Origin of the sequence: Gordonia sp. PvP123 (genome assembly GCF_040547295.1) — a bacterium.
Taxonomy (GTDB): Bacteria; Actinomycetota; Actinomycetes; order Mycobacteriales; family Mycobacteriaceae; genus Gordonia; species Gordonia terrae.
Genome location: NZ_JBEPPN010000002.1, coordinates 541,181 through 567,626, shown reverse-complemented (window position 1 = coordinate 567,626; position 26,446 = coordinate 541,181). Strand labels below are relative to the sequence as shown.

The following is a 26,446-nucleotide window of genomic DNA, read 5'->3' as shown; positions in this document are numbered from 1 at the left end:
GCCCTCACCCCTTCCTTTTCGCGATGTCCGTTGACGAGTGAGATCACTTGCGGATCTTGATCTCTTCGTTCTCGACGTTGTCGGCATCCATCGCCTCGGCCTCGGCCTCGTTGACGACACGACGGCCGTCGTGGGTGAGGTAGCCGTTCTTGAACTTGTTGGTCTCGGCGATCAGGGCCTCTGCCTGGTCGTCGGTGAGCACCTTGCCGCCGGCGATCGAGTCGTAGACACCGGTCGCGTTGTGGTGCAGGTGGCTCAGCAGCTGGGTCTCGAAGTTGCGCACGTCGTCGACCGGGACCGAGTCGTAGTGGCCCTCACCGCAGAGGTAGATCGAGACGATCTGGTCCTCGACCGAGAAGGGGCTGTACTGGTCCTGCTTGAGCATCTCGACCCACCGGGCACCGCGCTCGAGCTGCGCCTTCGACGCGTCGTCGAGGTCGGAGGCGAAGGCCGAGAAGGCCTCCAGCTCGCGGAACTGGGCCAGCTCCAGACGCAGCGAACCCGAGACCTTCTTGAGGCCCTTGGTCTGTGCGGCACCACCGACGCGCGACACCGAGGTGCCGACGTTGATGGCGGGACGGACGCCCTTGTTGAAGAGGTCCGACTCCAGGAACACCTGTCCGTCGGTGATCGAGATGACGTTGGTCGGGATGAAGGCCGAGACGTCGTTGGCCTTGGTCTCGATGATCGGCAGGCCGGTCATCGAACCGCCACCGAGTTCGTCGGACAGCTTCGCGCAACGCTCCAGCAGACGGGAGTGCAAGTAGAAGACGTCACCGGGGTATGCCTCGCGGCCCGGCGGACGACGCAGCAGCAGCGAGATCGCGCGGTAGGCCTCGGCCTGCTTGGTCAGGTCGTCGAACACGATGAGGACGTGCTTGCCCTGGTACATCCAGTGCTGGCCGATGGCCGAGCCGGTGTACGGGGCGAGCCACTTGAAGCCGGCCGAGTCGGACGCGGGAGCCGCGACGATGGTGGTGTACTCCATCGCGCCGGCCTCTTCGAGCGCCGACTTGACGCCCGCGATGGTCGAACCCTTCTGACCGATGGCGACGTAGATGCAGCGGACCTGCTTGGAGGGGTCGCCGGTCTCCCAGTTGGCCTTCTGGTTGAGGATCGCGTCGATGCAGACCGCGGTCTTGCCGGTCTTGCGGTCGCCGATGACGAGCTGACGCTGTCCGCGGCCGATGGCGGTCATGGCGTCGATGGCCTTGATACCGGTGGCGAGGGACTCCTCGACCGGCTGGCGCTCGAGCACCGACGCGGCCTGCAGCTCGAGGACGCGCTGCTCGTCGGCCTCGATGTCGCCCTGACCGTCGATCGGGGCGCCCAGCGGGTTGACCACGCGTCCGAGGAACGCGTCGCCGACGGGGACGGAGAGCACGTCGCCGGTACGGCTGACCTGCTGGCCTTCTTCCAGGGACTCGTAGTCACCCAGGATGACGGCGCCGATCTCGTCCTCGTCGAGGTTCAGTGCGACGCCGAGGACGCCGCCCGGGAACTCGAGGAGCTCGTTGGCCATTGCGCTCGGAAGGCCGCTGACGTGAGCGATGCCGTCCGAGGTATCGGTGATGATGCCGACCTCGTCGCGCGACGCTTCGGCTTCGAACGACGAGACGTACTGCTCGATCGCTCCCTTGATCTCGTCTGGTGAGATCGTCAACTCCGCCATGGGTTCTCGTCTTTCCTTGATGTGGCTCTGAGACTCAAAGGTCTGAGCTCTGGGGCTTCGTGGGTTCGGGTGGTCGGGTGAGGAACTCGTCAGCGCGGCAGTGTTTCCGCGGCCTTGGCCAGTCGCGTCGCGACATCGGCGTCGATGACCTCGTCGCCGACGCTGATCCGGAGACCGCCGAGCAGCTCCGGCGCGATCTCGGTCTGCACCGAGATGGTCCGACCGTAGATTCCGCCGAGCACGCTCGACAGGCGATCGATCTGGGCGTCCGACAGCGGTGAGGCGGACACCACGTGGGCGACCGACTCGCCGCGACGGGCGGCGGCCAGCTCGGCGAGCTGATCGACCGCGACGTCCGCGGCCTGGCCGTGCAGCAGGCGCACGGTCGAGGACAGCAACGTCCAGGTGTGGGTGCCGACCTTGTCGCCGACCAGCTTCTGGAGCAGGTCGACGCGCTTGTCGGCGTCCTTGCCGTGGTCCGACAGCAGCGAGGAGAGCTGCGGGTTGGCCTCGAGGACTCGGCTCACACGGAAGAGCTCGTCCTCGACCTGCTCGATGACCCCGTCGCGTTCGGCGGCGGTGAGCACGATCAGTGAGTTCTGGCGGCGCAGACCGACGACGAAGTCGCTCGACGACGACCACCGCTGACTCGAGGCGGTCGCGAGCACCTCGACGACCACCGGGGCGACCTTGCCGTCGAACAGGCGGTGCACCAGGGCCTTCTTGCCCTCGGGGTTCTCGTCGTCCTCGACCAGACGCTTGCGCAGCACCGGGTTCTCGCCGAGGAAGTTGATCGCCGCGGTGAGGTCACCCGACGCGGCGGCGAGCGCCGACCCGTCGAGATCGAGTGCCGCCGAATCGAATTTCTCGGAGACGGCCAGTGCGGCATCACGGCTGGCCGCACGCATGGCGTGCAGACCGACGAGCGAGGCGCTCGAGGCGACCGCGTTCGACGAACCCGCCGACATCTCCTCGAGTTCGTCGATCACCCGGTCGACGCTGGCCGCCTGGGCCGAGTCGTCGGCCAGGTGGTTGCGCACCAGTTCGCCGGCCTTGTCGACGGCGGTGAGTCCGAGGTCGGTCCGCAACTGACGGACCAGGTTGGCACGCACCAGGGCGACCTGGTTGCGGCCGTGCTCGGAGATGCGCTTGACCTCGTGATCAGCCTGGGCGCGGATGTCGGAGGTGATCGCCTCGGCATCGGCCGCGGCGTCCTTCTGCATCTGCTCGGCCTCGGCCTTGGCCTCGGCGACGGCCTTCTCACGTGCCTGCTTGCCGTCGTCGACGCGCTTGGCGGCAGCCGCACTCTCGGCGAGCTGCTGACGGACGGTCTCCTGTCGATCCCGCATCATCTTCTGCACCGGCGGGCGGACGTACTTCCACAGCAGGAAGATGATGACCGCGAAGCCGAAGAGCTGAGCGATGAAGATCGCGGGGTCGAACGCAGCACCGATGTCGTGGAGCCAGGTGCCGATGGGGCCCTGGTCGGACTCGGTCTCAGTGTTGGCAGCCATGATCAGTTCACCGCTCCGCTCGTCGATCGGGTATCGGAAAGAGTTGCCGAGTCGACACCGAGCACACGCGCCGCAAGTGTCTTGGCGAGTGCGTCCACATCAGCTGCAGCCGTCGAGGCGGCCTGCTCACCCTGCGCCGCCAGCTCGGAGCTGGTCGACTGCAGGGCGGCGTCGGCCTCGGCGGTCGCTGCATGCTTCATCTCGTTCAGCTGTTCACGACCCTGGGCGCGAGCATCGTCGCGCTTGGCGGTGGCCTCACCGCGCGCCTCTTTGAGGAGCGAACGGAACTGCACGTCCGCATCCTCGAATTCGGCGGCGGCGGTCCGGTTGTCCTCCACGGTGCGGTGGATCATCGCGTCCCGCTCCTCGAGGACCTGCTGGATCGGCGGAACCACGAACTTGCGGATGACCAGCAGCAAAATCACGAAGATGAGCAGGACAACGAAGAACGTTCCATTCGGGAGCAGGAAGTTCTCTGCAGCAAGCGTCATTGTGGTGAGGTGTCGTTTCTACTCGGCGACAAAAGGGAGAGCGACGATCAGCCGGCGCTGATCGGGGTGGCGAACACGAAGAGCGCCATGAAGGCCAGGTTGATGAAGTAGGCCGCCTCGACCAGACCGACGGTGATGAAGAACGGGGTGAACAGGCGACCCTGTGCCTCGGGCTGACGGGCGATACCGGCGATCAGCTGGCTACCGGCCAGACCGTTACCGATACCGGCACCGACGGCGCCACCGGCCATGATCAGGCCGCCACCGATGAGTGCGCCGAGGCCAATCATTGGATCCATTGTGATATTTCCCTTTCGTTGCTGACATCTGGTGTGTCAGGTCTCTGGTTGCGCCGACAGGTGCCGGAGCAGGTCGTCATGTTCGGTTGTGGGCGCGGTCGTGAGTTGCCCCGCGCGGGTGCCCGGTCCGGGCGGTCAGTGATCCTCGGTCTCCATCGACTGCGAGAAGTAGAGGATCGTCAGCAGCGCGAAGATGAACGCCTGGATCAGACCGACGAAGAGTTCGAAGGACTTCCAGATCGCGTTGGGCGCCCACATGATGTACGGCGGGAACAGGGCGATCAGGGCGACCATCATGCTGCCGGCGAAGACGTTGCCGAAGAGTCGCAGCGACAGCGAGATCGGCTTGGTGAATTCCTCGATCACGTTGATCGGCGCGAGGAATGCGACGTGGCCCTTGATGATTCGCTTGGGGTGACCCAGCAGGCCGCGTGCCCGGAAGCCGGCGATCTGGTACCAGACGAAGACGAAGATCGCGAGGGCGTAGGCGAAGTTCACGTCCGCGGCGGGCGGCTTGAGGATCTCGTGGTGACCGACCTGCACCGGCAGGATCGACAGCCAGTTGGAGATCAGGATGAAGGTGAAGAGCGAGACCGCGAGCGGGAGGACGTACGGGGCGATCTTCATGCCGATGGCACTCTCGACCTGACCACGCATCTGGATGGTGATGGCCTCCCAGAACAGCTGCACACCCGACGGCACACCGGTCGAGGTGACCTTCGACTTCAGGTAGAAGGCCAGCGCGAGCAGGATCGCCGCGGCCAGCGCCGTCGCGATGATGGTCTCCAGGTTGAAGGTCAGTCCGAACAGTTCGAACTTGGTGTAATGACCCACCTGGATGGCCGGTTCGCCATCCTCTGCGGCAAGGTTGAAGGCGGTCGTCATGGTTGGCTACGAAGTCCTTTCATCACCGGAATGACCGTGTTCAGCACCAAGACCACTTGGCCGATGGCGAGTCCGAACATCGCGCCCAACCCGTCGGGTTGGACCAGAAAAGCCGCCAGCAGCGCGAGCGCCGTGATGGCACCGAGTCGCATGGCGGAGTTGAGAGCAAGTGCGGTCTTACGAGGGTTCTCGTCGGCGACCACGACGTCGACTGCGCGTCGGACGAGGATCGCGTTGACGAAGATGCCGGCGACACCGAGCAGGAAGAAGACCGCGAAGAGCGGATGCCCGACGGCGAGCGAGACGGCGGCGACGACCACGATGAACCCGCCCGCGATGAGCGCGGGGCGGCGGAGTCCGGTCGGCGCCTGCGGATAGACGGGGGCCGAATCAGGGGCAGATGCGGTCATGTCCCTCTCCTCAGCTCTCCTACTCCATACCGATGGCACGGGGCACCCGCGTGCGTGCAGCAACACATGGCCGCTGGGCGTCAGCTCGCGTTTGGTGTGACCCTACCAACACCATTCCTGGCGTCTCACCGGGGGGTATACGTGGCAAGAGACGGAACCGGGGCTTTGTGTCCGGATCTGGCTCCCACTGACTACTACGGGCGATAGTACACCAGTATTTACGGTTTCCTTACCTTAGGCCCAGCGGAAGCATTCTCGGCAAACGCCAGGTCCCGCTCGCCTGCTCAGCGATAGGCCTTGGTGGCCGTACGGAGTTCGGCGAAGCGCCGGTGCAGCCGCGGCGCCATCGTGACCAGCATGGCGACCACGAGTCCCGCTCCGAAGGCCGGGGCGACGACCGAGAGCGGGAACAGCGTGCTCGCCGCCGCCGAGAACGCCAGGACCCCCACCCACAGGTAGATGATCAGCGCGACGCGACGCTGCGAGTGCCCGAGCTCGAGCAGCCGGTGGTGGAGGTGCATCTTGTCCGGGGTGTAGAAGCCCACCCCGGCCCGGGTCCGCCGGATCACGGCCAGCAACATGTCGAGCATCGGGATGAAGACGACGGCGGCGACGAGGATCAGCGGGGACAACAGGGTGAAGATGTCCGCCGGGCCGTAGGCATTGACGGCGATGCGGCCGGACGCGCTCGTGGATGCCGCGGCGAGCAGCAGCCCGATCAGCATCGCACCCGAGTCGCCCATGAAAATCCTTGCGGGAGAGAAGTTGTGCGGCAAGAAGCCGAGGCACGCACCGGCCAGCGCCATCGAGATGAGGGCCGGCGGGTAGTAGCTGACATCGCCCCCCTGGTCGCGCAACAGACCCAGGGAGAACATGCAGATCGCGGCCGCCGCGATGAGGCCCAGTCCGGCGGCGAGACCGTCGAGTCCGTCGACGAAGTTGATCGCGTTGATCGTCGCGACCGTGATCGCGACAGTCAGCAGACCGGCCTGCAGCGGGTCGAGCACGAGCGTGCCGATGTCGGCGAACGGGATGTAGAGCTGCAGCCAGCTGATGCCGAGCAGCACCAGCACTCCCGCCGCGGTCAGCTGTCCGACGAACTTCGTCAGCGCGTCCAGCCCCCAGCGGTCGTCGACGACGCCGACGAGGACGATGACCGTGCCGGCGGCGATCACCGCCGTCATGTCGGTGGTGTAGGCGAACCCGCGGTTGAGCGCCGGGAGGTTGGCGGCCAGGGCGATACCCGCGACCACTCCCCCGAACATCCCGAGCCCACCGAGGCGGGGCGTCGGGATCACGTGCACGTCGCGGACTCGCGGTACGGCGACCGCACCGGCGCGGATGGCGAAGACGCGGACCGCGGAGGTCAGCAGATACGTCATCGCCGCGGCGGTCAGACCCACGAGCAGGAGCTCGCGCAGAGGCACGCCCGTCCCTCCCCCGTCCGAGGCGGCGAGCAACACCGGTGCGGCACCGGTCATCGCGTCACCACCGGCGTCCGGCGGGGCAGGGTCTCGAACATTGCGACCACGCTACCCGTAGGCCAGTTCGGCGATCTCGCGACGGATCCGCCGGTGCGTCTCACGATCGTCCGTCGTCATCGCGGCGACCATCGCGTCGGCGATCGGCGGATGCATGGCGGGGGTCATGCCCCGCTCGGTGACGACCGGCGTACCGATCCGGATCGCCGAACCCTCGGAGACGGGTCGGGTCTCGAACGGCAGGACGGCCTTGTCGACGACGATGCCGGCCGCGCCGAGCCGGTACTGCGCCTCCATCCCGGAGATACCGAAGCCGCTCACGTCGATGACGGCGAGGTGGATGTCGGTCCCCCCGGACACCACCCGGGCACCCCGGGCCGCGAGCTGGCCGGCGAGACCCCGGGCGTTGTCCACGGTGCGGCGCGCGTACCCGGCGAACTCGTCGGTCCCCGACTCCGCGCACGCCACCGCCTTCGCGGCCACGGTGTGCATCGCCGGGCCGCCCTGCACGAACGGGAAGACCGCCTTGCGCAGCGCCTCGCCGTGCTCGGCACGGGCGAGGACGACACCGCCGCGTGGGCCCCGGATCACCTTGTTGGTCGACAGGGTGACGATGTCGGCGTACGGCACCGGTGACGGGAGCAGGCCGGCGGCGATGTGCCCGGCGAGGTGCGCGGCGTCGACCCACAGGATGCACTCGGCCTCATCGGCGATCTCGCGCAGTGCCGCGAAATCGAACGTGCGCGAATACGAAGCCGCCCCGGCGACCAGGATCCGTGGCCGGTGCACCAGGGCGAGATCACGGACCTGGTCGTAGTCGACGAGTTCATCGTCCGGGCGCACCTCGTAGTGCAGGGGCGAGAACCATCGGCCGGAGAAGTTCGCCCGCGAACCATGTGTCTGGTGGCCGCCGTGTTCGAGGCGCAGCGCGAGCACCGGATCCCCGGGCTGGGCGAAGCCGGCGTACACGGCGAGATTGGCCGCGCTCCCCGACAGTGGCTGGACGTTGACGTACTCGGCGTCGAACAGCGCCCGGGCGCGGGTGATCGCGAGCTCTTCGAGTTCGTCGACCACGTCGCATCCGCCGTGGTACCGCGTCCCGGGGTACCCCTCCGCGTACTTCGCGTCGAAGACCGACGCCATCGCGGCTCGCACCCCCGGCGTCGGCTCGGTCTCGCCGGCGAGCAGCTGGAGCGTGTCGCGGCGACGATCCACCTCGCGGCCCAGCAGGGCATCGACCGCGGCGTCACCGGTCGGGGCGTCGCCCGCCTCGAAGCCGTGTGGTCCGAACTCCGGCGCGTCCGGACTCATGGCTCCGCGAGCAGCGAGGCCGGGTCGGTGTCGAGTACGTCGGCGACCGCGTCGGTCGAGACGGCGCCCTCACGCAGGATGCGCGGACTCGGCCCGGAGACATCGACGATCGTCGACGCCTGCGCGGCCGGCGCCGGGCCACCGTCGAGATAGACCGAGACCTCGTCGCCGAGTTGTTCGCGCGCCTCGTCGGCGGTCGTCGCCGGCGGGCGTCCCGAGACGTTGGCGCTCGAGACCGCCATCGGGCCCACCTCGCGCAGCACGTCGATCGCGACCGGGTGCAGGGGCATCCGCAGCATGACGGTCCCGTCGGTGTCCCCGAGGTCCCACGCCAGCGAGGGCGCCTGCCGGACAACCAGACTCAGACCGCCGGGCCAGAACGCCTCGATCAGATCACGCGCGGGCTGCGGGACCGACAGGACCAGTCCGTCGATCGAATGCCAGGAACCCACCAGTACCGGGACCGGCATGTCGCGTCCACGGTGCTTGGCAGCCAGGAGGGCGCCGACGGCGTCGGAATCGAAGGCGTCGCAACCGACTCCGTAGAGCGTGTCGGTGGGCATCACGATCAGCCGTCCGGCCTTCGCCGCCCCGACCGCCGCCCGAATCCCCGACGAGCGGTTCTGTGGATCGTTGCAGTCGAAAACAGTGCTCACGCGATCATCCTGCCATGCCGTGCCCGGTGCCCCCGGCCTACCGTCGGCGCGCCGTCACGAACCGTGGCCGACCCGTCAGATCCGCGTGCCGGGTCACGTCCTCGAAGTCGCCGTGCGCGTGCAGGCACGCCACCACCGCGTCCGCGGTCGTGTCGTCGTGTTCGATCCCGACGACCCCACCCGGAGCCAGTGTGCGGGCGATGACCGGCACCATCGGCTCGATCACCGACATCCCGTCGGCCCCGCCGAAGACCGCGCGGGCCGGATCGTGCGCGACCTCGGGTCCGACCGCCGCATCCAGCGGGACGTAGGGCGGGTTGGTGACGAGGACCGACACACTGCCCATCGGGACGGAATCGGCGATCTGCTCGGGATCGGTGACGTCCGCGGCGACCACCTCGACCCGCGATCCGACCACCGTCGCCGCGTCGGTGACGTTGCGGCGCAACCACACCAGGGCGTCCTCGTCGGCCTCGACCGCGACCACCCGGGTCCCGGGACTCATCGCCGCGACACCGATCGCCAATGCGCCACTGCCGCTGCAGAAGTCGGCTGCGAGTGCCGACCCGGGCCGCTCGCGGAGCCGGTCGACTGCCCATTCGAGGAGATACTCGGTCTCCGGTCGGGGGATGAACACACCCGGCCCGACGGCGAGCTCCACCGGGCCGAACGCGGCGGTCCCGACGATGTGCTGCAACGGGATCCGTCGGGCACGCCGATCGACGGCCGCCCGGAAGGCGCGGGCCTGCGCGTCGTCGATCGCGTCCATCAGGACAAGGCGGCCCGCATCGACCCCGAGCACGTGCGCCATCAGCCAGTCGGCGTCATGGCGTGCGGAGTCGATCCCGGCCGCGGCGAGACAGGCGGTCCCCGCGCGCAGTTCGTCCGACACCGGGGTCGGCGTTCCGGTCACGGGGTCTATTCCGCTTCCATGCGGGCCTGCCGGTCCGCGGCGACGAGGGCGTCGAGGAGGTTGTCCATGTCGCCGGCGAGCACCGCGTCGAGGTTGTTGGCCTTGTATCCGATGCGGTGGTCGGTGATGCGGTTCTCGGGGAAGTTGTAGGTACGGATCCGCTCGGACCGGTCGACGGTGCGGATCTGCGCGGCACGCCCCTGCGCGGCGGCGGCCTCGGCCTCCTCCTCGGCCGCGGACTGGAGCCGGGCGGCGAGGACCTGCATCGCCCGGGCCTTGTTCTGCAACTGGGAGCGTTCGTTCTGGCAGGTGACGACGATCCCGGTGGGCAGGTGGGTGATCCGGACCGCCGAGTCGGTGGTGTTCACACCCTGCCCGCCCTTGCCGGACGAGCGATAGACGTCGATGCGGAGTTCGGACTCGTCGATGGTCACCTCGGCGACCTCTTCGGGCTCGGGGTAGATCAACACCCCGGCCGCCGACGTGTGGATGCGTCCCTGCGACTCGGTGACCGGCACACGCTGCACGCGGTGCACGCCGCCCTCGAACTTCAGACGCGACCACACCCCGTCGCGGACGGCCTCTTTCGACTTGATGGAGAACGTGGCCTCCTTGTACCCGCCCAGATCGGACTCGGTGACTCCCAGCACCTGCGCCTTCCAGCCGTGCCGCTCACAGTATTTGAGGTACATGCGGGCCAGGTCCGAGGCGAACAGCGCCGACTCCTCGCCGCCGGCACCGGATTTGATCTCCAGGACCACGTCGTCGGCGTCGTGGGGATCGCGCGGGGCCAGCAGGTCGGTCAGGGTGGCGTCGAGCTCGTCGACCGCCTCCTCGAGCGCGGGGATCTCGGCGGCGAACGATGCGTCGTCCGCGGCCAGTTCCCGGGCGGCCTCGAGATCGTCGCGCGCCGTCTGCAGCCTGGTGTAGGTCGCCATGACCGGCGCGAGCTCGGCGAATCGCTTGCCCACCCTGCGGGCCGCGGCCGGGTCGTCGTGCAGGGCGGGGTCGGCCAGCTGACGTTCGAGGCCCGAGTGCTCGGCGAGGATGTCGTCGATGGCCGAGGGACTCTGCGTACTCATGAAGGCGACCTCACTTGTCGTCCGGCGGCACACCGGCGGGCAGTGGCGCCGGAGAGAACGGCACCGGGAAGAACACGGACCGGAAACACAGCGACGCCCGTCCCGACAATCGTCGGGCGGGCGTCGCAGCGTGGTCTACTTGGCGCGCTTGCCGTAGCGCTTCTCGAACCGGGCAACGCGGCCGCCGGTGTCGAGGATCTTCTGCTTGCCCGTGTAGAACGGGTGGCACTGCGAGCAGACCTCGACGTTGATCCGACCGTTGGCAGCGGTGCTGCGGGTCTCGAAGGTGTTGCCGCAGCCGCAGACGACGGTGGTCGTCGCGTACTCGGGGTGAATTCCCTGCTTCATGTCTGGTACGTCCCTTTCTGTGGTCGCCGGGTCACCGTCGCTTGTCGACGGTGTGAACCGGAACCGGACTCGACCGATCAGTATGCCACGGAGGGCATCACCGGGAAAAATCCCGATCACCGCGGTCGCAGATGCCTCAACGGCGGGCACGTCGAATCCATTCCCGGCACTGTCCGCCGCACCGAGCGGCATCCCGTACACGTGATACACATCGCGATCCTCGTAAGGGTTGCCTAAGTGTAGTACCGTGGCGTCGCCCGCCGGTTTGTCCCGCGGCGCACGCACCCGCACACCGTCTCCGAAGGATCATCGATGTACGACGCCACCGGCAGCAGCCTCGCAGTCGACACCGCACCGGCATCCCCCGCGCGCCGCACCGGCAAGGCAGTCCGCTCGCCGTGGAACCGGCGCAATCCGTACCCGGCGACCGTCGTGACCAATGAGCTGCTCTCCGGCCCCGGCTCGGCCAAGGAGGTCCGGCATCTCGAACTCGACCTCGGGGACAGCGGCATCAGCTACGAGCCCGGCGACGGAATCGGCATCGCGCCCGCCAACGATCCGGAACTCGTCGACCTCCTCCTCAACCGACTCGGCGCGGCCGGCGACGAGATCATCGCCGACCGCAAGGCCACCTACACCCTGCGCGAGGCGCTGACCAGCAGGTACGAGATCTCCGCACCGTCGAAGTACCTGGTCCGAGCGGTTGCCGATCGCACCGGGCACCCCGAGTTGTCGCGATTGCTCGATGCCGGCGATCCGCAGGCGCTCGACGCATGGCTGCACGGCCTCGACGTCCTCGATCTCCTGGATCTCGACCCGACCTTCGCCCCGACCCCCGAGGAACTGCTCGAGGAGCTGAGTCCGCTCGCCCATCGGGAGTACTCGATCTCGTCGAGCCCCCGGGTCCACGGCGACACGGTGCACATCACGATGGCCACCGTGCGCTACACCGTCGCCGACCGGGATCGCGGAGGTGTCTGCTCGACACACCTCGCCGACCGGTGCGCCCCCGGTGACACCGTCCCCGTCTTCGTCTCCCCCAACAAGAAATTCCGTCTGCCCGCCGACGACGTGGCGGCGGTCATGATCGGTCCGGGCACGGGAATCGCGCCGTTCCGGGCCTTCCTGCACGAGCGGGCGGCGACCGGCGCCACCGGGAGCAACTGGCTGTTCTTCGGTGATCAGCATCGTGAGCACGACCACCTCTATGCCGAGGAACTCGACCGGCTCGTCGCCGGTGGTGTGTTAAATCGGCTCGATCTCGCGTTCTCTCGCGATCAGGAACACAAGGTGTACGTCCAGGACCGGATTCGCGAGCACGGCGCAGAGCTGTTCGCCTGGCTGGAGACCGGCGCGCACCTGTACGTCTGCGGCGACGCCGCGACGATGGCCGATGACGTCGACGCGGCGCTGCACGAGATCGTCGCCGAACACGGCGGTCTCGACGCCGACCAGGCCGCCGGCTACGTCGACGGCCTTCGCTCGGAGAATCGCTACCTGCGCGACGTCTACTGACATGGCCGATTCCGCCGGGGACGATCCGCCCGCCCGCAGCGATCTCGAGATCTTGCTGCGGACAGCCGGATTCGGAGACTCCTCGGTGAACCACGACGTCCCGGCGGTCGCGGCCCGGCTACCGGGACTGGCCCAGGTCGTCGGCGTCACGGTCGCCGGTCCGGTGATCATGAACGCGGTCGGGGTCCACGACGACCCGGTATCGGTCGGCGGCCCGATCCGGGCCGACTCCCATCGGATAGCTCTGCGGCTCAACCCCTCTCGCCTGTCGTCGACCTTGCTCAGCGATCCGGCGGCCCATGTTCCACCGACCCTGCGGTTGTTCGACCATCGCGGCAACACCGCGCACGCCACCTATCTGACCGAGAACTCCGACCGGCTGGCGTTCGAGGCCCTGGCTCTCGACGGCGGCGGCGCGGGCCTCGACGGGTCGGGGTCGGATTCGTCTGCCCAGAATTCCTCTGGGCCGCAACGGGTGAGCACGACTGCATCGCGCCGTGACGACCAGGTGGCCCAGCTGGACGCGATACTCACCGACGGCGGCGGTGCACGCCTGGCGAGCCTGCCCCACCTCGACTGCCGGCGCACCGTCCGCCTCGAGACCCGCGCGGTGATCGCGGCACTCGAACACGCGGCCCGGCTGGGGTTGACCGTGACGTTCGCGACGGCGGCCCCGGGATGCATGCAGATGCGCCAGGATCGCCTCGACGGCGCCCGTGAGCATCGTGGGCAGATGGTGCTGGCCGCGGGCTCCACCCGCGTCATGGTCAATTTCGACCTGGTGGGCGAGTGCTGGGTCACGTGGCCCCACGGAGTGTGGGGTCGCACCGGATCACTGGAGATCTACAACCGCCGGGGCGAGTGTGCGCTGGTCGTCACCCAGACCGGGGCGCAGGCTCCGGCGGTCGCGCAGGCGTGGGAGCATCTGACCACCGATCTCGCCGGCTGAGCGACGCTGTCTCCGCCCCATCCGACGAAGCCACCCCACGCTCCCTGAGGTGCGGGCGAAGCGTTCGCTTCGCGCAACCTCAGGGGGCGTGGGGTGCGGACGAACTCAGTCGTCGTTGTTCCCGCCCGGTGCGGTCTTCTGCACCGTCATCAGGAACTCGATGTTCGTCTTGGTCTTCTTGAGCTGGCTGATCAACAGATCGATGGCCTGCTGCGAATCGAGACCCGAGAGCACGCGACGCAGCTTGTGCACGATGGAGAACTCCTCCGGCGACAGCAGCAGCTCGTCCTTACGGGTGCTCGACAGGTTCACGTCCACCGCCGGGAACACCCGACGCTCGGAGATCTTGCGGTCGAGCTTGAGCTCGGCGTTGCCGGTCCCCTTGAACTCCTCGAAGATCACCGTGTCGCCGGTGGAGCCGGTCTCGACGAGCGCCGACGCGATGATCGTCAGCGATCCACCGTTCTCGATGTTGCGCGCCGCGCCGAGGAACCGCTTCGGCGGGTAGAGCGCGGTCGAATCGACACCGCCGGAGAGGATGCGACCCGACGCGGGCGACGCGTTGTTGTACGCACGACCCAGACGGGTGATCGAGTCCAGCAGCACCACAACGTCTTTCCCGCTCTCGACGAGTCGCTTCGCGCGCTCGATCGCCAGCTCGGACACCGAGGTGTGGTCTGACGGCGGCCGGTCGAAGGTCGACGCGATGACCTCGCCCCGCACCGAACGCTGCATGTCGGTGACCTCCTCGGGACGCTCGTCGACGAGGACGACCATGAGGTGGCATTCGGGGTTGTTGGTCGCGATGGCGTTGGCGATGTCCTGCAGGATCGTGGTCTTGCCGGCCTTGGGCGGCGACACGATCAGGGCGCGCTGCCCCTTGCCGATCGGCATGATGAGGTCGATCACGCGGGTGTCGAGCCGTTCGGGGGTGGTCTCCAGCCGCAGGCGCTGATTCGGGTACAGGGGCGTGAGCTTGTTGAACTCGGGACGGCGCTTCGCCGTCTCGACGTCGCCGCCGTTGATGGTGTCCAGGCGCACCAGCGGGTTGAATTTCTGCCGCTGGTTCTGCTGATCGCCCTCACGTGGCACCTTCACCGCACCGGTGATCGCGTCGCCGCGCCGGAGCCCGTTCTTGCGAACCAGGTTCATCGAGACGTAGACGTCGTTCGGTCCGGCGAGATAGCCCGAGGTGCGCACGAAGGCATAGTTGTCGAGAACGTCGAGGATGCCGGCGACGGGCTGCAACACGTCGTCGTCGGAGACCTGCGGCTCGTTCGGGGTGTCGCGGTTCTGCCCACGGCGACGCTCGCGGAACCGCCGGCCGCGCCGGCGACCGCCGCCCTCGCCGTCGTCATCACGATCCTGGCCACCGTCACGATTCTGGCCGCCGTCACGGTTCTGACCCTGACCGCCGTCGCGGTTCTGCTTGTCGCGGTTCTGGCCGCCATCGCGGTTCTGGTTGTCGCGGTTCTGGCCGCCATCACGGTTCTGGTTGTCGCGATTCTGGTTGTCGCGGTTCTGGCCGCCATCACGGTTCTGGTTGTCGCGATTCTGGTTGTCGCGATTCTGGTTGCGGTTGCGGCGATTACGCTGCTCACCGCCGTCGGCATCGCCCGCGGCGTCGGTCGACCCGTCCCGCCCGCGGCGTCGGCTACGATCTCCGCCGGTTTCCGACGAGTCGGTATCGGCGGCGTTGTCGCCCGTGCGGGCTTCTGCGGCCTGGGACTCGTCGGCCTTGGCCGAGTCGGTCGCGGCGGCGCCGTTCCGGGGGCCGTCGGTTTTCGCGCTGTCGGCCGCAGGCGCCTCTGCCGGTGCGTCGGCACCAGCGGCCTTGCGGCCGGCGCCGCGTGCGGCGCGCGTGCCGCCCCGGGGGGCGTCGGTCTTCTCGGTCGTGTCCCCACCGGACGACGCCGGGGACTCGCCGATGGTCAGTTGCTCCTCGGCCGCGGCGGCCGGCTTCGACGCGCCGGCCTTCGACCGGGCCGGGGCGCTCTTCGCGGCGGGGGCGTCGCCGCCCGCCTGGCGCTCCTTGATGGCCGCGATCAGGTCGCCCTTGCGCATCCCGGAAGTGCCCTTGATGCCGAGTTCACCGGCGACCGTCCGGAGTTCGCTCAGCACCATGCCGGACAGGCCGGTACGTGCACGTGTCTTGGTGGCCGGTCGTCCCGAGTCGGGGCCGGCCGAACCCGCGGATTCCTGCTCGGCAGGTGCGGTGATCAGGTCCGTATCGGTCACGGAAGTCCTTTCGTTCCTCCCACAGACGAGAACTGCGTGAGGTCTACGTTTCCCTGCTTCGGTGCGCTAGGGAGTCCGTCCGCGGTGGACGGTGAGAATGTGCGGTCCGCTGCGAGCGTGCTCGGAAACACCTGCGCTTCGGCACCGTCGACAGAGATCCATGACCCCGGCCCGGATACACAGCCGGCCATCTCCGATCGGTGAAGGATGAGAAGCGGCAGGACAAGCCTGCGCGGCTAGACCAGAATATGGTAACCCCGTTCGCATGATAGGGGCAACACGCCGGAAGCGCCAAACGAGCGCGCGACGGCCGGCGGGGATCCACCGGTGGAGAAGGCGTCAGCCGACGGAGATCTCGACTCCGCCGGCGACTGCCACCGACCGGGCGTCGAATCCGAGGCCCTGAGCAAGCTGACGGATGTCCGCCGGCACCGGCGACGTTCCGAGTACGAGGACGGTCGGTCCGGCCCCGGACACCGTCGCGGCGTGTCCCCTCGCCCGCAGCGCGGTCACGAGGTCACTCGTCGGCGCCATCGCCGAGGCGCGGTAGGGCTGATGGAGTCGATCCTGCGACGCGGCCATGAGATTGCGCGGGTCGGCCGTCAGGGCGACCACGGCGAGGGCCGAGCGGCTCAGGTTGAACACGGCGTCGGCGCGCGGAACCGCCTCCGGCAACAGTCCGCGGGTGAAGGAGGTCGACGACTCGGTGTCGGGGATGAAGACCGTCGCGCAGATGTCGGGATGCACCGTGAGCCGGTGCGCGTGGTACGACGCGACCCCGTCGGCCGATTCGGTCCACGTGACGACGGCCGAGCCGAGCACGCTCGCGGCGGCATTGTCGGGGTGTCCCTCGAATTCGCTGGACAGCTGTACGAGTTCGTCGTGCGACAGACCGGGCCCGAGACCGGCGGCCGAGATGAGGCCGGACGCAGCGGCCAGCCCCGACACCGCCGCGGCGGCGGACGACCCGAGACCTCGCGAGTGCGGAATCCGGTTGACACAGCGCAGCGTCAGGCCGGGCGCCCGGAGACCGGCGTGTGCCAGACCACGGCGCAGGGCGCGGACGACGAGATGCGAATCGTCGCGCGGCACGTCCCCGGCACCCTCACCCTCGACCTCGAGGGTCACCCCTGCCGGGACGGTCTCGACGATCACTTCGTCGTAGATCCCCAGAGCCATTCCGAGACAGTCGAATCCGGGACCGAGGTTGGCACTCGACGCCGGCACCCGGACCCGCGCCGACAGCCCGACCGGCACCGTGCGCACGGTCGGCTCCGCACCGGTCACGTCACCGTCGGCGTCCGATCCGACAACCGGACGCCCGGCCCCGTCAGCCGACACCGAGAGCATTCGCGACCGCCACCGGGTCCACCGGAATGGCCTCGACCGCCGGGATGCCCGCCAGCGCGGTGTCGGGGTCCTTCAACCCGTTACCGGTCACCGTGCACACCACGGTCGATCCGGGCTCGATCCAACCGTCGGCACTGGCCGCGAGCAGACCCGCGACGCTCGCCGCCGAGGCCGGCTCGACGAAGACGCCCTCCTTGCCTGCGACGAGACGGTAGGCCTCGAGCAGCTTTTCGTCGGTCGCCGCCCGGAACTGGCCGTTCGACTCGTCCTTCGCCGCGACGGCCTGGTTCCAGCTCGCCGGCGACCCGATGCGGATCGCGGTGGCGATGGTCTCCGGCTCCTTCACCGGCGCACCGTTCACCAGGGGCGCGGCGCCCGCCGCCTGCACGCCGAGCATGCGCGGCACCGACGACGAGACACCATCCGCGTGATACTCGGTGTAGCCCTTCCAGTACGCGGTGATGTTGCCCGCGTTCCCGACCGGCAGCGCGTGGACGTCGGGTGCGCGACCCAAGACGTCGACGATCTCGAACGCGGCGGTCTTCTGACCCTCGATCCGCGCGGGGTTCACCGAGTTCACGAGCTCGATCTCGGTGAACTCCGCCGTCGCCTTGCGGGCGAGCTCGAGACAGTCGTCGAAGTTGCCCTCGACCTGGATGATCTTGGCGCCGTGCATGACCGCCTGCGCCAGCTTGCCCATCGCGATCTTGCCCTGCGGGATCAGCACCGCGCAGGTGATGCCGGCCCGGGTGGCGTACGCGGCGGCCGACGCCGAGGTGTTGCCCGTCGAGGCGCACAGGACGGCGGTCTTGCCGTTGTTGACCGCGTTGCTGACGGCCATCGTCATGCCACGATCCTTGAACGAGCCGGTCGGGTTGAGGCCCTCGACCTTCAGGTACACCTCACACCCGGTCAGCGACGACAGGTGGGGTGCGCTGATCAGCGGGGTGCCGCCCTCGAGCAGCGTGACGACCTTCCAGTCGTCACCGACGGGCAGCCGCGACCGGTATGCCTCGATCAGGCCCGGCCACGCGCGGTGCACGGGCGTAGAAGTCGCTTCAGTCATCGGTACCTTCCAATCGCAACACACTCGACACCTTGATGACGGCGTCCATGTCTTCAAGCGCCGCAACACAATCCGATTGCGCACGGTCGGGCGCACGGTGGGTCACCACGATCAGCCGGGCATCGTCACCCGCACCCTCCTGACGCACCGCGGCGATGCTCACCGACCGCTTCGTGAATTCACCGGCGACCTGGGCGAGCACACCCGGTCGGTCCGCCACCCTCATCGAGATGTAGTAGCGGGTGAAGACGTCGTCGATCGGGGCGACGGGCAGCGAGGCGTAGGTCGACTCGAGCGGTCCCCGGCCACCGTGGACGCGGTTGCGGGCGGCCATGACCATGTCGCCGAGAACGGCCGACGCCGTCGGCGACCCACCGGCACCCTGGCCGTAGAACATCAGCCGGCCGGCGTTCTCGGCCTCCACGACGACGGCGTTGAACGCGCCGTTCACTGTTGCAAGCGGATGGGTCAGCGGGATCAGCGCGGGATACACGCGCGCTGAGATCCGCTGCGCGCCACTGGCATCGCGGACCCGCTCGCAGATCGAGAGCAGCTTGATCGTACAGTCGAACTTCTTGGCCGCGACCAGGTCGGCGGCGGTGACCGACGAGATGCCCTCGCGGTGGACGTCGGCCGCCGTCACCCGGGTGTGGAAGGCGATCGAGGCGAGGATGGCCGCCTTGGCCGCGGCGTCGTAACCCTCGACATCGGCCGTGGGGTCGGCTTCGGCGTACCCGAGTCGACCGGCCTCGGCGAGGGTGTCGGCGTAGTCGGCGCCGGTCTCGTCCATCGCCGACAGGATGAAGTTGGTGGTGCCGTTGACGATTCCGTTGACCCGCTCGACGGTGTCGCCGGCCAGCGACTGCATCAGCGGCCGGATCACCGGGATGGCACCGGCGACGGCGGCCTCGAAGTAGAGGTCCACCTTGGCATCGGCCGCGGCGGTCGCGAGTTCGCCGGTGTACTCGGCGAGCAGCGCCTTGTTGGCGGTGACCACGGACTTGCCGCTCTCGAGCGCGGACCGGATCAGGCCACGCGCCGGGTCGATGCCACCCATCAGCTCGACGACGATGTCGACGTCGTCGCGGGCGACGAGGGATGCCGGATCGTCGGTCAACAGGTCCTGCGCGATCTTGCGCGGACGTCCCAGATCGCGCACCGCGACACCACGGATCTCCACCGGTGCCCCGACGCGCGCACGCAGATCGTCGGCGTTGTCGGTGATGATGCGCACCACCTCGGCGCCGACGTTGCCCATGCCGAGCACCGCGACACCGATGGTGCGCGGGTCGACCTCGGTTGCGCCGCTGGTGTTCTCCATTGATCCGGTCACAGGCCCACCTCCAGGCTGAGGAAGTCGTCGATGGTCTCCCGGCGCAGCAGCAGCCGGGCGTTCCCGTCGGCCACCGCCACCACGGGCGGTCTCATGGTCATGTTGTAGCGACTCGACATCGAGTAGCAGTACGCGCCGGTGGCCGCCACCGCGATCAGGTCACCGGGTCCGAGATCCTCGGGCAGCCAGCAGTCCTTGATCACGATGTCGCCGCTCTCGCAGTGCTTTCCGACGACGCGGCAGACCACGGCGCGCGCCTGCGACACCCGGGACACGAGCCGGACGTCGTATTCGGCGTCGTAGAGGACGGTGCGGATGTTGTCGCTCATACCGCCGTCGACCGAGACGTAGCGTCGGACGGCCCCACCGCCGAGTTCCACGTCCTTGACGGTGCCGACGCGATACAGGGTGACCGTACCCGGACCCGCGATCGCGCGGCCGGGTTCGACCGCGATGATCGGCATCGGAAGGCCGACGGCCGCCGACTCCCGTTCGACGATCGCGGCCAGTGTCTCCGCCACCTGCTGGACCGGCAGCGGACGCTCCTCGGGGAGGTACGAGATGCCCAGTCCCCCACCGAGGTCGAGGATCGACATCTGGGAGGTCTTCTCGACGCCGAACTCGCCCACGACGTCGCGTAGCAGTCCGAGCACACGGTGGGCGGCCAGTTCGAAGCCGTCCATGTCGAAGATCTGCGAGCCGATGTGGCTGTGCAGGCCGACGAGCCTCAGGTTGTCGGTGGCGAACACGCGTCGGATGGCCGCCATCGCCACCCCACCGGCGAGGGAGAAGCCGAACTTCTGGTCTTCGTGTGCGGTGGAGATGAACTCGTGGGTGTGCGCCTCGACACCGACGGTCACGCGCACCAGCACGTCGGCGACGACACCGCGCTCGCGGGCGACCGCGTCGAGTCGCTCGATCTCGATCATCGAGTCGAGGACGACGTGCCCGATGCCGGCGTCGACCGCCGCGCGCAACTCGTCGACGCTCTTGTTGTTGCCGTGCAGCGCAATCCGCTCCGGCGGGAATCCGGCGCGCAGCGCGATCGCGAGCTCGCCGCCGCTGCAGACGTCGAGGGACAGCCCCTCGTCGTCGACCCACCGTGCGATCTCGGTGCACAGGAACGCCTTCGACGCATAATGCACTCGTCCGTACGGACCGAACGCGGCCATCATGTCCCGGCACCGCGACCGGAAGTCGGCCTCGTCGACGAAGAACGCGGGGGTGCCGAACTCCTCGGCGAGCTCACTCACCGGCACGCCGGCGAGCCGCAGTTCGCCCGAGTCGTCGCGGGATGCGTTGCGCGGCCACACCTGCGCGGGGATCTCCGCCAGCACGGCCGGGTCGTTCGGGCGCTCGGCGAGATGCGGTGCGCCCAGCAGTTCGGCGTGCCGGGGGCCGGCGGGGTGCGCGTTCACATCTGCTCCGGTGCGGTGACGCCGACCAGGCCGAGGCCGTTGGCCAGGACCTGACGGGTGGCCTCGCACAGGGCGAGTCGGGCGCGGTGGATGTCGGCCGGCTTCTCGTCACCCTGCGGCAGGACGCGGCACTTCGCGTAGAAGCGGTGATAGGTGCCGGCGAGTACCTCGAGGTAGCGACACACCCGGTGTGGCTCGCGCAGGGTGGCCGCCGTCGCGACGACGTCGTCGAAATCGCCGATGGTCCGGATCAGTTCGCCCTCGGCGGGATCGTCGAGAAGGTCCAGATGTTCCAGCGACGACACGACGCCCAGGTCGGCCGCGTTGCGGGCCAGCGCCGACATCCGCGCGTGGGCGTACTGCACGTAGTACACCGGGTTGTCGTTGGACTGCTTGGTCAGCAGGTCGAGGTCGATGTCGATGTTGACGTCGACGGACGAGCGGATGAGGGAATAGCGCGCACCGTCGACCCCCACCGCATCGACGAGATCGTCGAGGGTGATGACGGTGCCCGCACGCTTGCTCATGCGCACGGGCTTGCCCTCGCGGACGAGATTGACCATCTGGCCGATCAGCACCTCGACGGTGGCCGGGTCGTCTCCCAGCGCCGCGGCGGCCGCCTTGAGCCGGCTGATGTAGCCGTGGTGGTCGGCCCCGAGCATGTAGATGCACAGGTTGAATCCGCGGTTGCGCTTGTCCCGGTAGTAGGCGATGTCGCCGGCGATGTAGGCCGCGTTGCCGTCGCTCTTGAGGACGACGCGGTCCTTGTCGTCACCGAACTCGGTGGACCGCAGCCACCACGCGCCGTCCTTCTCGTAGAGGTTGCCGTTGGCCTTCAGCTCGCCGATGCACTCGTCGACCAGGCCGGTGGCGAACATCTTGTCCTCGTGGGTGAAGACGTCGAAGTCGGTACCGAAGTCGTGCAGGCTCTGCTTGATGTGGGCGAACATCAGGTCCACGCCGACCGAACGGAACGTCTCCAGACGGTCGGCCTCGGGCTGCGACAGCACGTCGGGGGCCGCCTGGACGACCTGCGCGGCGATGTCGGCGATGTAATCGCCCGCGTAGCCGTCCTCCGGGGTCGGGTCGCCCAGTGCCGCGGCCTCCAGCGACCGGGCGAACCGGTCGATCTGGGCGCCGTGATCGTTGAAGTAGTACTCGCGCGTGACCGCTCCACCGCGGGCGGCCAGGACGCGTCCGAGCGCGTCGCCGACGGCCGCCCAGCGCGTACCGCCGAGATGGATGGGGCCGGTCGGGTTCGCCGAGACGAATTCGAGGTTGATGACCGACCCGGCGAGTTCGTTTCCGCGCCCGTAGTCCGCTCCCCGCGCGAGCACGGCGGCGACGACGGTGTTCTGCGCGGCGGCGCCGAGCCAGACGTTGACGAATCCCGGACCCGCGACGTCGGTCTTCGCGATGCCCTCCGCGGCGGCGAAGGCCTCCGCCAGCCAACCCGCGAGTTCCCGCGGGTTCACGCCGAGTCGCTTGCCCATCTGCAGGGCGACATTGGTGGAGTAATCGCCGTGGTCAGCGTGACGGGGGCGCTCGACGACGATGGAGTCGGGCACCAGGTTCTCGTCCAGTCCGCGGTCGCGGACCACGGTCAGGGTCACGGCGCGCAGCAGCGCGGCCAGGTCGGCGGGAGTCACAGGACATCATCCTATTGGCCATCGCCTGATCACCGACAATCGCACCCCGCTCGACCCACCGGGCCCACCAGTACACTCGTGGGCGCCGAGCGCGCGCCGGGCCTTCCGCCCGCCCGCCGGCACCCGCAGTCGGATGAGGAAAGAAGTCAATGGCGCGCAAACCCGGGGCGAACGTCCCCAAGTCCCGCAAACGAGCAGGATCCGTTCCCTCGGCGACGGGACGGCAGGTCGACTGGATGCTGATCGGCGCCGTCGTGGTGGTCATCGGCCTCATCGCGGGTCTCGCGATCTATCTCGTCCCCAAATTCAACGAGCAGCGCGCCGAGCAGAAGGACGATGTCGCCGTCGAATCGGTGTCCGAGTTCGTGCCCACACCGCAGAACCCGGACCCGGCGGCCGCCATCCCGGGTGTGACGAAGCGGTACTACGAAGCCGCCCGCCACGTCACCGCCACGCAGCGCGTCGCCTACGACCAGTCGCCGCCGTTCGGTGGTCCCCACGACGAGATCTGGGCGACCTGCACCGGCGTCGTGTACCCGAACCCGCTGCGTTCGGAGAATGCCGTCCACGCTCTGGAGCACGGCGCGGTGTGGGTCACCTACAACCCGGACACCATCTCGCCGGAAGACCTCGACTACCTCAAGCAACTCGTCCGCGGCGAGCAGTACCTGTTCCTGTCTCCCTATCCCGGGCTCGACAAGCCGCTCTCGCTGCAGAGCTGGGGGCACCAGCTCAAGCTGGACTCCGCCCGCGACCCCCGCGTCAACCAGTTCATCACCGCGCTGCGTCGCAACATGATGCCCGGCGTCTACCCGGAGAATCCGCAGACCGCCGCGTACCCGGAGACCCAGGCGACCTGTACGGCCATTCCCGGCTTCGACCCGTCGAATCCCCCGCCGGCAGACCAGGGTGAGCCCGGCCCCGACGCGGTTCCGATGAACGGCGGCAGCGCCAACCCGATGCCCGCGGGCTGACGCGGGTCACACCCGAACGGCAGTCCAGGCACCTCCCCGGGGCCCGACGCCCCGACGAGACGACGAGGACCCAACGATGACCGACAGCAGCGATCGTCCGCACACCCCGGACGAGACACCGACACCCGAGGCTCCCGAGCACACCGCGGAGACATCGTCGCGCCCTCGAATCCTGCTCGCTCTGGGTGGGGCCGCCCTCCTGCTCTTCGGCGTCGGTCTCGGCCTTCTCATCCAGGCCAGCCTCGCCGACGACTCCACCGGTGAGGACTCGCCCGCGGCGAATTCGGCGGCCGTCGGTTTCGCCCAGGACATGACCCGCCATCACGAGCAGGGTGTGGAACTCGCGGCGATCGAACTCGAGCACGGCACCGACCCCGAGGTGCGGAGCATGGCGTTCGACATCCTCACCGCCCAGAGCAACGAGATCGGCCAGATGCAGTCATGGCTGTCGCGCTGGGGGCAGCCCGTCACCAATCCCGGCGCGACCATGGCGTGGATGGGCCACGGGGACTCGGACTCCGGACACGACCATTCCGATCCCGCGGATCACACCGAGGGCGGCCATGATCACGGCAACATGGACCACGGGGACGGCGACCACGGCAGCATGGACCACGGCGACATGACGATGCCGGCGTCCGGGGCGCCCGCAGCAGGTGGCGCGGACTCCGACGCAGCAGAACAGCCCGCGATGCCGGGCATGGCGACGTCGACGGAGATGGAACAGTTCCGTGCGATGCGGGGTCCCGAGGTCGACATCAGGTTCCTGCAGCTGATGCTGCGCCACCACGAGGGCGGCCTGCACATGATGGAGTACGCCGCCGACCCGGCCAACGTCGATCAGGCCTATGTCCGTGACCTGGCGTCGAGCATGAAGCGAACCCAGGACAAGGAGATCGCCATCATCACCCAGATGCTGGCACTGCGTGGCGCGCAACCGCTTCCGATGAACTGAGCGGCGACCTACCCGTCCGCGCCGTGCACTGAGCAACTTCGGTCGGGCCGTCCGCGCGCCCGACGAACGATACTGGGACCATGCTCTCCCCACGCCTCGCCGACGCCGTCGACGCGTTGCCGCTGACGCCCGGTCTGCGCGTGCTCGAGATCGGTTGTGGACCCGGGGCGGCCGCACGCGAGGTGGCGCGGCGTGTCGGTCCGTCCGGTTTCGTGCTGGGTGTCGACCGGTCGACGCGGGCCGTGAGCGCCGCTCGTCGGTCGGCGATCGCCGATGGGCTCGCTCCCGACCGGTTCGACGTCGAGTGCAGCGCGGTCGAGGACTTCGTCCTCGGCGATCGCATTCCGTTCGACCTGGCGTTCGCGCTGCGGGTCGGCGCTCTCGACGGGCGACACCCCGGTCTCTACGACGCGGCCGTGCGGGCCGTGGCCCGGGCCCTGCGTCCGGGCGGAATGCTGTTCGTCGACGAGGGAGACCCATTGCGGCGCATCGACTTGCCGACGGGCTGAGGCGGCCCGGTCCGGTCAGTCGTGCGCGAGAGCGCGTCTGACGGCCTCGCACTGACGGGCGAAGAAGTCCTGCGCGGTCGCCGTCCGGGGCGCGACGATGTCGAATCCGTGAAATGCGCCGGGTATCACGTCGACCTGGCACTCGACCCCTGCCGCGCGAAGCCGCTCGGCATAGTCGCGGTCCTCGGTGGCGAACAGGTCGAGGGTGCCGACACCGATCCACGCGGGCGGCAACCCCGCGAGGTCCGTACGCCGCGCCGGGACCGCCTCGCGGGTGTCGGCGTCGCCCAGATAGCTGGACCATCCGAAGGCGTTGGCCGAGGCGTTCCAGAGGCGATGGTGCGGATCGGGTTCGCGTGTGCGGTCGTCGAGCATCGGGTAGGTCAACAGCTGCAACCGCACCGCCACCCCGTCATCGCGCGCCCGGAAGGCCAGTGCCGCCGCCAGTCCCCCGCCGGCACTGTTGCCGCCGATCGCGATCCGGGTGGTGTCGGTGTCCGGCTGGTCCGTCATCCACCGCAGTGCGTCGAGACAGTCCTCGATCGCCGCGGGGTACGGATGTTCCGGAGCCAGACGGTAATCCACCGTGACCACCTCGATGCCGGCACGTTCGGCCATCGCCCGCGCCCAGCGATCGTCCTGCGCGGCACTGCCGGTGACGTAACCGCCGCCATGAATCCACAGGAGTGCGGGTAGCCGTCCCGAGGAGTGTGCCGGACGGAACACGCGCATCGCGACCCCGCTCGGCGTCGTCGCGGTGGTGACCGGCGCCCGTCCGTTGCGGACCCGGTACAGCCGACGGACGACAGGGAGCGTGCGTCGTGACACGAGCTGTGCGGGCGCGATCAGGGCGACCCGGCGGAGGTCGGGAGCGAAGTCATTGCGAATTCTCCAGCGGATCAGCACAGATGGAGACTATTCGCCCAGTCGGCGCCCGCGCGCCGGATTGTGGCGATTCCGGAGAGACTGTGGCAAGCTCTGCCCCAGCGTCGCGTGCCGGTGGCGGACCGCGTCAGGCATGGAGGCGCCGGGACGAAAGTTTCGTCATGCCAGTCAGTTTCAACCACATCATCATCGGCGCGCACGATCCGCAGGAATCCGCCGACTTCTACCTCGACGTACTCGGCGCGCGGCCGGCCCCCAACTGGGGTCCGTTCGTGAACATCCTTCTCGACGACGACACGCTGTTGCAGTTCGCACCGGCACCGGTCGCGGAGCCCATACACATGGCCTTTCTCATGGACGACGCCGACTTCGATCGCGGGTACGACGCTTTGTGTCGTCAAGGCATCGAACACTGGGCCGATCCGCAGATGCGACGACCCGGCGAGATCTCGACCGAGGAGGGCCGCCGGGTGTATTTCAAGGACCCGTCCGGGCAGTTGCTGGAGATGCTCACCGAGCCGTATCTGTGAGGTGGTCGTCCGG

General features: G+C 68.6%; 25 protein-coding genes. 6 read left to right on the top strand and 19 right to left on the bottom strand.

What is annotated here, in order from left to right:
• Nucleotides 1–43 precede the first annotated feature (43 nt).
• From atpA to rpmE, 12 genes are all read right to left on the bottom strand, one after another.
• Entirely contained in the window at nt 44–1,672 is a 1,629-nt protein-coding gene (gene atpA / locus ABIC25_RS05425) for a F0F1 ATP synthase subunit alpha (protein WP_004021255.1), read from the bottom strand.
• Between the two features lie 89 nt (nt 1,673–1,761).
• Nucleotides 1,762–3,186, bottom strand: a complete 1,425-nt coding sequence (locus tag ABIC25_RS05420) for a F0F1 ATP synthase subunit B/delta (RefSeq protein WP_248645197.1) — start codon at nt 3,184–3,186, stop codon at nt 1,762–1,764.
• Between the two features lie 2 nt (nt 3,187–3,188).
• Entirely contained in the window at nt 3,189–3,677 is a 489-nt protein-coding gene (locus ABIC25_RS05415; RefSeq protein WP_004021253.1) for a F0F1 ATP synthase subunit B, read from the bottom strand.
• 47 nt (nt 3,678–3,724) lie between these two features.
• A complete protein-coding gene (locus tag ABIC25_RS05410) occupies nt 3,725–3,976 on the bottom strand; it encodes a F0F1 ATP synthase subunit C (protein ID WP_004021252.1) in 252 nt (83 codons plus the stop codon).
• Between the two features lie 135 nt (nt 3,977–4,111).
• Nucleotides 4,112–4,861 carry a F0F1 ATP synthase subunit A gene (atpB, locus tag ABIC25_RS05405; protein ID WP_004021251.1) on the bottom strand — a complete coding sequence of 250 codons (750 nt, stop codon included), beginning with the start codon at nt 4,859–4,861 and terminating at the stop codon, nt 4,112–4,114.
• Nucleotides 4,858–5,271 (bottom strand): hypothetical protein, encoded by a 414-nt coding sequence (locus ABIC25_RS05400; RefSeq protein WP_004021250.1) that lies wholly within the window; start codon nt 5,269–5,271, stop codon nt 4,858–4,860. The genes atpB and ABIC25_RS05400 overlap by 4 nt, the downstream gene beginning before the upstream one ends.
• Before the next feature lie 284 nt (nt 5,272–5,555).
• Entirely contained in the window at nt 5,556–6,752 is a 1,197-nt protein-coding gene (locus tag ABIC25_RS05395; RefSeq protein ID WP_004021249.1) for a glycosyltransferase family 4 protein, read from the bottom strand.
• A gap of 51 nt (nt 6,753–6,803) precedes the next feature.
• Nucleotides 6,804–8,063, bottom strand: coding sequence for a serine hydroxymethyltransferase (gene glyA / locus ABIC25_RS05390; RefSeq protein WP_004021248.1), 1,260 nt, complete (start codon nt 8,061–8,063; stop codon nt 6,804–6,806).
• On the bottom strand, nt 8,060–8,719 hold the full coding sequence (locus ABIC25_RS05385) for an L-threonylcarbamoyladenylate synthase (protein ID WP_004021247.1): 660 nt from the start codon (nt 8,717–8,719) through the stop codon (nt 8,060–8,062). The genes glyA and ABIC25_RS05385 overlap by 4 nt, the downstream gene beginning before the upstream one ends.
• A gap of 37 nt (nt 8,720–8,756) precedes the next feature.
• Nucleotides 8,757–9,632, bottom strand: a complete 876-nt coding sequence (gene prmC / locus ABIC25_RS05380) for a peptide chain release factor N(5)-glutamine methyltransferase (protein WP_354560311.1) — start codon at nt 9,630–9,632, stop codon at nt 8,757–8,759.
• A 5-nt stretch (nt 9,633–9,637) separates the two neighbouring features.
• The gene (prfA, locus tag ABIC25_RS05375; protein ID WP_064571521.1) at nt 9,638–10,714 is read right to left on the bottom strand and encodes a peptide chain release factor 1; all 1,077 of its coding nucleotides are present in this window, start codon (nt 10,712–10,714) and stop codon (nt 9,638–9,640) included.
• Between the two features lie 135 nt (nt 10,715–10,849).
• Nucleotides 10,850–11,062 carry a 50S ribosomal protein L31 gene (rpmE, locus tag ABIC25_RS05370; RefSeq protein WP_010842972.1) on the bottom strand — a complete coding sequence of 71 codons (213 nt, stop codon included), beginning with the start codon at nt 11,060–11,062 and terminating at the stop codon, nt 10,850–10,852.
• Nucleotides 11,063–11,374: 312 nt separating this feature from the next.
• Between rpmE and ABIC25_RS05365 the strand changes: the two genes are divergently transcribed.
• Nucleotides 11,375–12,577, top strand: a complete 1,203-nt coding sequence (locus tag ABIC25_RS05365; RefSeq protein ID WP_354560309.1) for a sulfite reductase subunit alpha — start codon at nt 11,375–11,377, stop codon at nt 12,575–12,577.
• A gap of 1 nt (nt 12,578) precedes the next feature.
• Complete coding sequence (locus tag ABIC25_RS05360; protein ID WP_248645193.1) at nt 12,579–13,526, top strand: heme transporter; 948 nt, start codon at nt 12,579–12,581, stop codon at nt 13,524–13,526.
• A 105-nt stretch (nt 13,527–13,631) separates the two neighbouring features.
• Here the strand turns inward: ABIC25_RS05360 and rho are convergent, their stop codons facing one another.
• From rho to argS, 6 genes are all read right to left on the bottom strand, one after another.
• Nucleotides 13,632–15,764 carry a transcription termination factor Rho gene (rho, locus tag ABIC25_RS05355; protein WP_354560307.1) on the bottom strand — a complete coding sequence of 711 codons (2,133 nt, stop codon included), beginning with the start codon at nt 15,762–15,764 and terminating at the stop codon, nt 13,632–13,634.
• A gap of 339 nt (nt 15,765–16,103) precedes the next feature.
• Nucleotides 16,104–17,114, bottom strand: coding sequence for a homoserine kinase (gene thrB, locus ABIC25_RS05350; RefSeq protein WP_064571525.1), 1,011 nt, complete (start codon nt 17,112–17,114; stop codon nt 16,104–16,106).
• Nucleotides 17,095–18,180, bottom strand: a complete 1,086-nt coding sequence (gene thrC, locus ABIC25_RS05345; RefSeq protein WP_004021239.1) for a threonine synthase — start codon at nt 18,178–18,180, stop codon at nt 17,095–17,097. Before thrC ends, thrB begins: the two co-directional genes overlap by 20 nt.
• Complete coding sequence (locus ABIC25_RS05340; RefSeq protein WP_064571526.1) at nt 18,173–19,513, bottom strand: homoserine dehydrogenase; 1,341 nt, start codon at nt 19,511–19,513, stop codon at nt 18,173–18,175. The genes thrC and ABIC25_RS05340 overlap by 8 nt, the downstream gene beginning before the upstream one ends.
• Nucleotides 19,510–20,931: a diaminopimelate decarboxylase gene (gene lysA, locus ABIC25_RS05335; protein WP_354560305.1), complete on the bottom strand. Its 1,422-nt coding sequence runs from the start codon at nt 20,929–20,931 to the stop codon at nt 19,510–19,512. Before lysA ends, ABIC25_RS05340 begins: the two co-directional genes overlap by 4 nt.
• Entirely contained in the window at nt 20,928–22,580 is a 1,653-nt protein-coding gene (gene argS, locus ABIC25_RS05330) for an arginine--tRNA ligase (RefSeq protein ID WP_354560303.1), read from the bottom strand. Before argS ends, lysA begins: the two co-directional genes overlap by 4 nt.
• A 149-nt stretch (nt 22,581–22,729) precedes the next feature.
• On the opposite strand from argS, the gene ABIC25_RS05325 reads away from it, so the two are divergent.
• The 3 genes from ABIC25_RS05325 to ABIC25_RS05315 all read left to right on the top strand — a co-directional run bounded on the left by ABIC25_RS05325 (nt 22,730) and on the right by ABIC25_RS05315 (nt 25,018).
• Complete coding sequence (locus tag ABIC25_RS05325) at nt 22,730–23,554, top strand: thioredoxin-like domain-containing protein (protein ID WP_033205431.1); 825 nt, start codon at nt 22,730–22,732, stop codon at nt 23,552–23,554.
• Nucleotides 23,555–23,630: 76 nt separating this feature from the next.
• Nucleotides 23,631–24,509: a DUF305 domain-containing protein gene (locus ABIC25_RS05320; RefSeq protein ID WP_354560302.1), complete on the top strand. Its 879-nt coding sequence runs from the start codon at nt 23,631–23,633 to the stop codon at nt 24,507–24,509.
• Nucleotides 24,510–24,589: 80 nt separating this feature from the next.
• Nucleotides 24,590–25,018 (top strand): SAM-dependent methyltransferase, encoded by a 429-nt coding sequence (locus tag ABIC25_RS05315; RefSeq protein ID WP_239403669.1) that lies wholly within the window; start codon nt 24,590–24,592, stop codon nt 25,016–25,018.
• Between the two features lie 15 nt (nt 25,019–25,033).
• Here ABIC25_RS05315 and ABIC25_RS05310 read toward each other — a convergent pair whose 3' ends face one another.
• Nucleotides 25,034–25,924 carry an alpha/beta hydrolase gene (locus ABIC25_RS05310; RefSeq protein WP_354560300.1) on the bottom strand — a complete coding sequence of 297 codons (891 nt, stop codon included), beginning with the start codon at nt 25,922–25,924 and terminating at the stop codon, nt 25,034–25,036.
• 140 nt (nt 25,925–26,064) lie between these two features.
• Here ABIC25_RS05310 and ABIC25_RS05305 point away from each other — a divergent pair, with 140 nt between their 5' ends.
• A complete protein-coding gene (locus ABIC25_RS05305) occupies nt 26,065–26,433 on the top strand; it encodes a VOC family protein (RefSeq protein WP_354560299.1) in 369 nt (122 codons plus the stop codon).
• Nucleotides 26,434–26,446: the final 13 nt, after the last annotated feature.

Coding starts and splice junctions, on each gene's coding strand:
- atpA (WP_004021255.1), bottom strand. CDS start 1,672: ATGGCGGAGTTGACGATCTCACCAGACGAGATCAAGGGAGCGATCGAG.
- ABIC25_RS05420 (WP_248645197.1), bottom strand. CDS start 3,186: ATGGCTGCCAACACTGAGACCGAGTCCGACCAGGGCCCCATCGGCACC.
- ABIC25_RS05415 (WP_004021253.1), bottom strand. CDS start 3,677: ATGACGCTTGCTGCAGAGAACTTCCTGCTCCCGAATGGAACGTTCTTC.
- ABIC25_RS05410 (WP_004021252.1), bottom strand. CDS start 3,976: ATGGATCCAATGATTGGCCTCGGCGCACTCATCGGTGGCGGCCTGATC.
- atpB (WP_004021251.1), bottom strand. CDS start 4,861: ATGACGACCGCCTTCAACCTTGCCGCAGAGGATGGCGAACCGGCCATC.
- ABIC25_RS05400 (WP_004021250.1), bottom strand. CDS start 5,271: ATGACCGCATCTGCCCCTGATTCGGCCCCCGTCTATCCGCAGGCGCCG.
- ABIC25_RS05395 (WP_004021249.1), bottom strand. CDS start 6,752: ATGACCGGTGCCGCACCGGTGTTGCTCGCCGCCTCGGACGGGGGAGGG.
- glyA (WP_004021248.1), bottom strand. CDS start 8,063: ATGAGTCCGGACGCGCCGGAGTTCGGACCACACGGCTTCGAGGCGGGC.
- prfA (WP_064571521.1), bottom strand. CDS start 10,714: ATGAGTACGCAGAGTCCCTCGGCCATCGACGACATCCTCGCCGAGCAC.
- rpmE (WP_010842972.1), bottom strand. CDS start 11,062: ATGAAGCAGGGAATTCACCCCGAGTACGCGACGACCACCGTCGTCTGC.
- ABIC25_RS05365 (WP_354560309.1), top strand. CDS start 11,375: ATGTACGACGCCACCGGCAGCAGCCTCGCAGTCGACACCGCACCGGCA.
- ABIC25_RS05360 (WP_248645193.1), top strand. CDS start 12,579: ATGGCCGATTCCGCCGGGGACGATCCGCCCGCCCGCAGCGATCTCGAG.
- thrB (WP_064571525.1), bottom strand. CDS start 17,114: ATGCTCTCGGTGTCGGCTGACGGGGCCGGGCGTCCGGTTGTCGGATCG.
- thrC (WP_004021239.1), bottom strand. CDS start 18,180: ATGACTGAAGCGACTTCTACGCCCGTGCACCGCGCGTGGCCGGGCCTG.
- ABIC25_RS05325 (WP_033205431.1), top strand. CDS start 22,730: ATGGCGCGCAAACCCGGGGCGAACGTCCCCAAGTCCCGCAAACGAGCA.
- ABIC25_RS05320 (WP_354560302.1), top strand. CDS start 23,631: ATGACCGACAGCAGCGATCGTCCGCACACCCCGGACGAGACACCGACA.
- ABIC25_RS05315 (WP_239403669.1), top strand. CDS start 24,590: ATGCTCTCCCCACGCCTCGCCGACGCCGTCGACGCGTTGCCGCTGACG.
- ABIC25_RS05305 (WP_354560299.1), top strand. CDS start 26,065: ATGCCAGTCAGTTTCAACCACATCATCATCGGCGCGCACGATCCGCAG.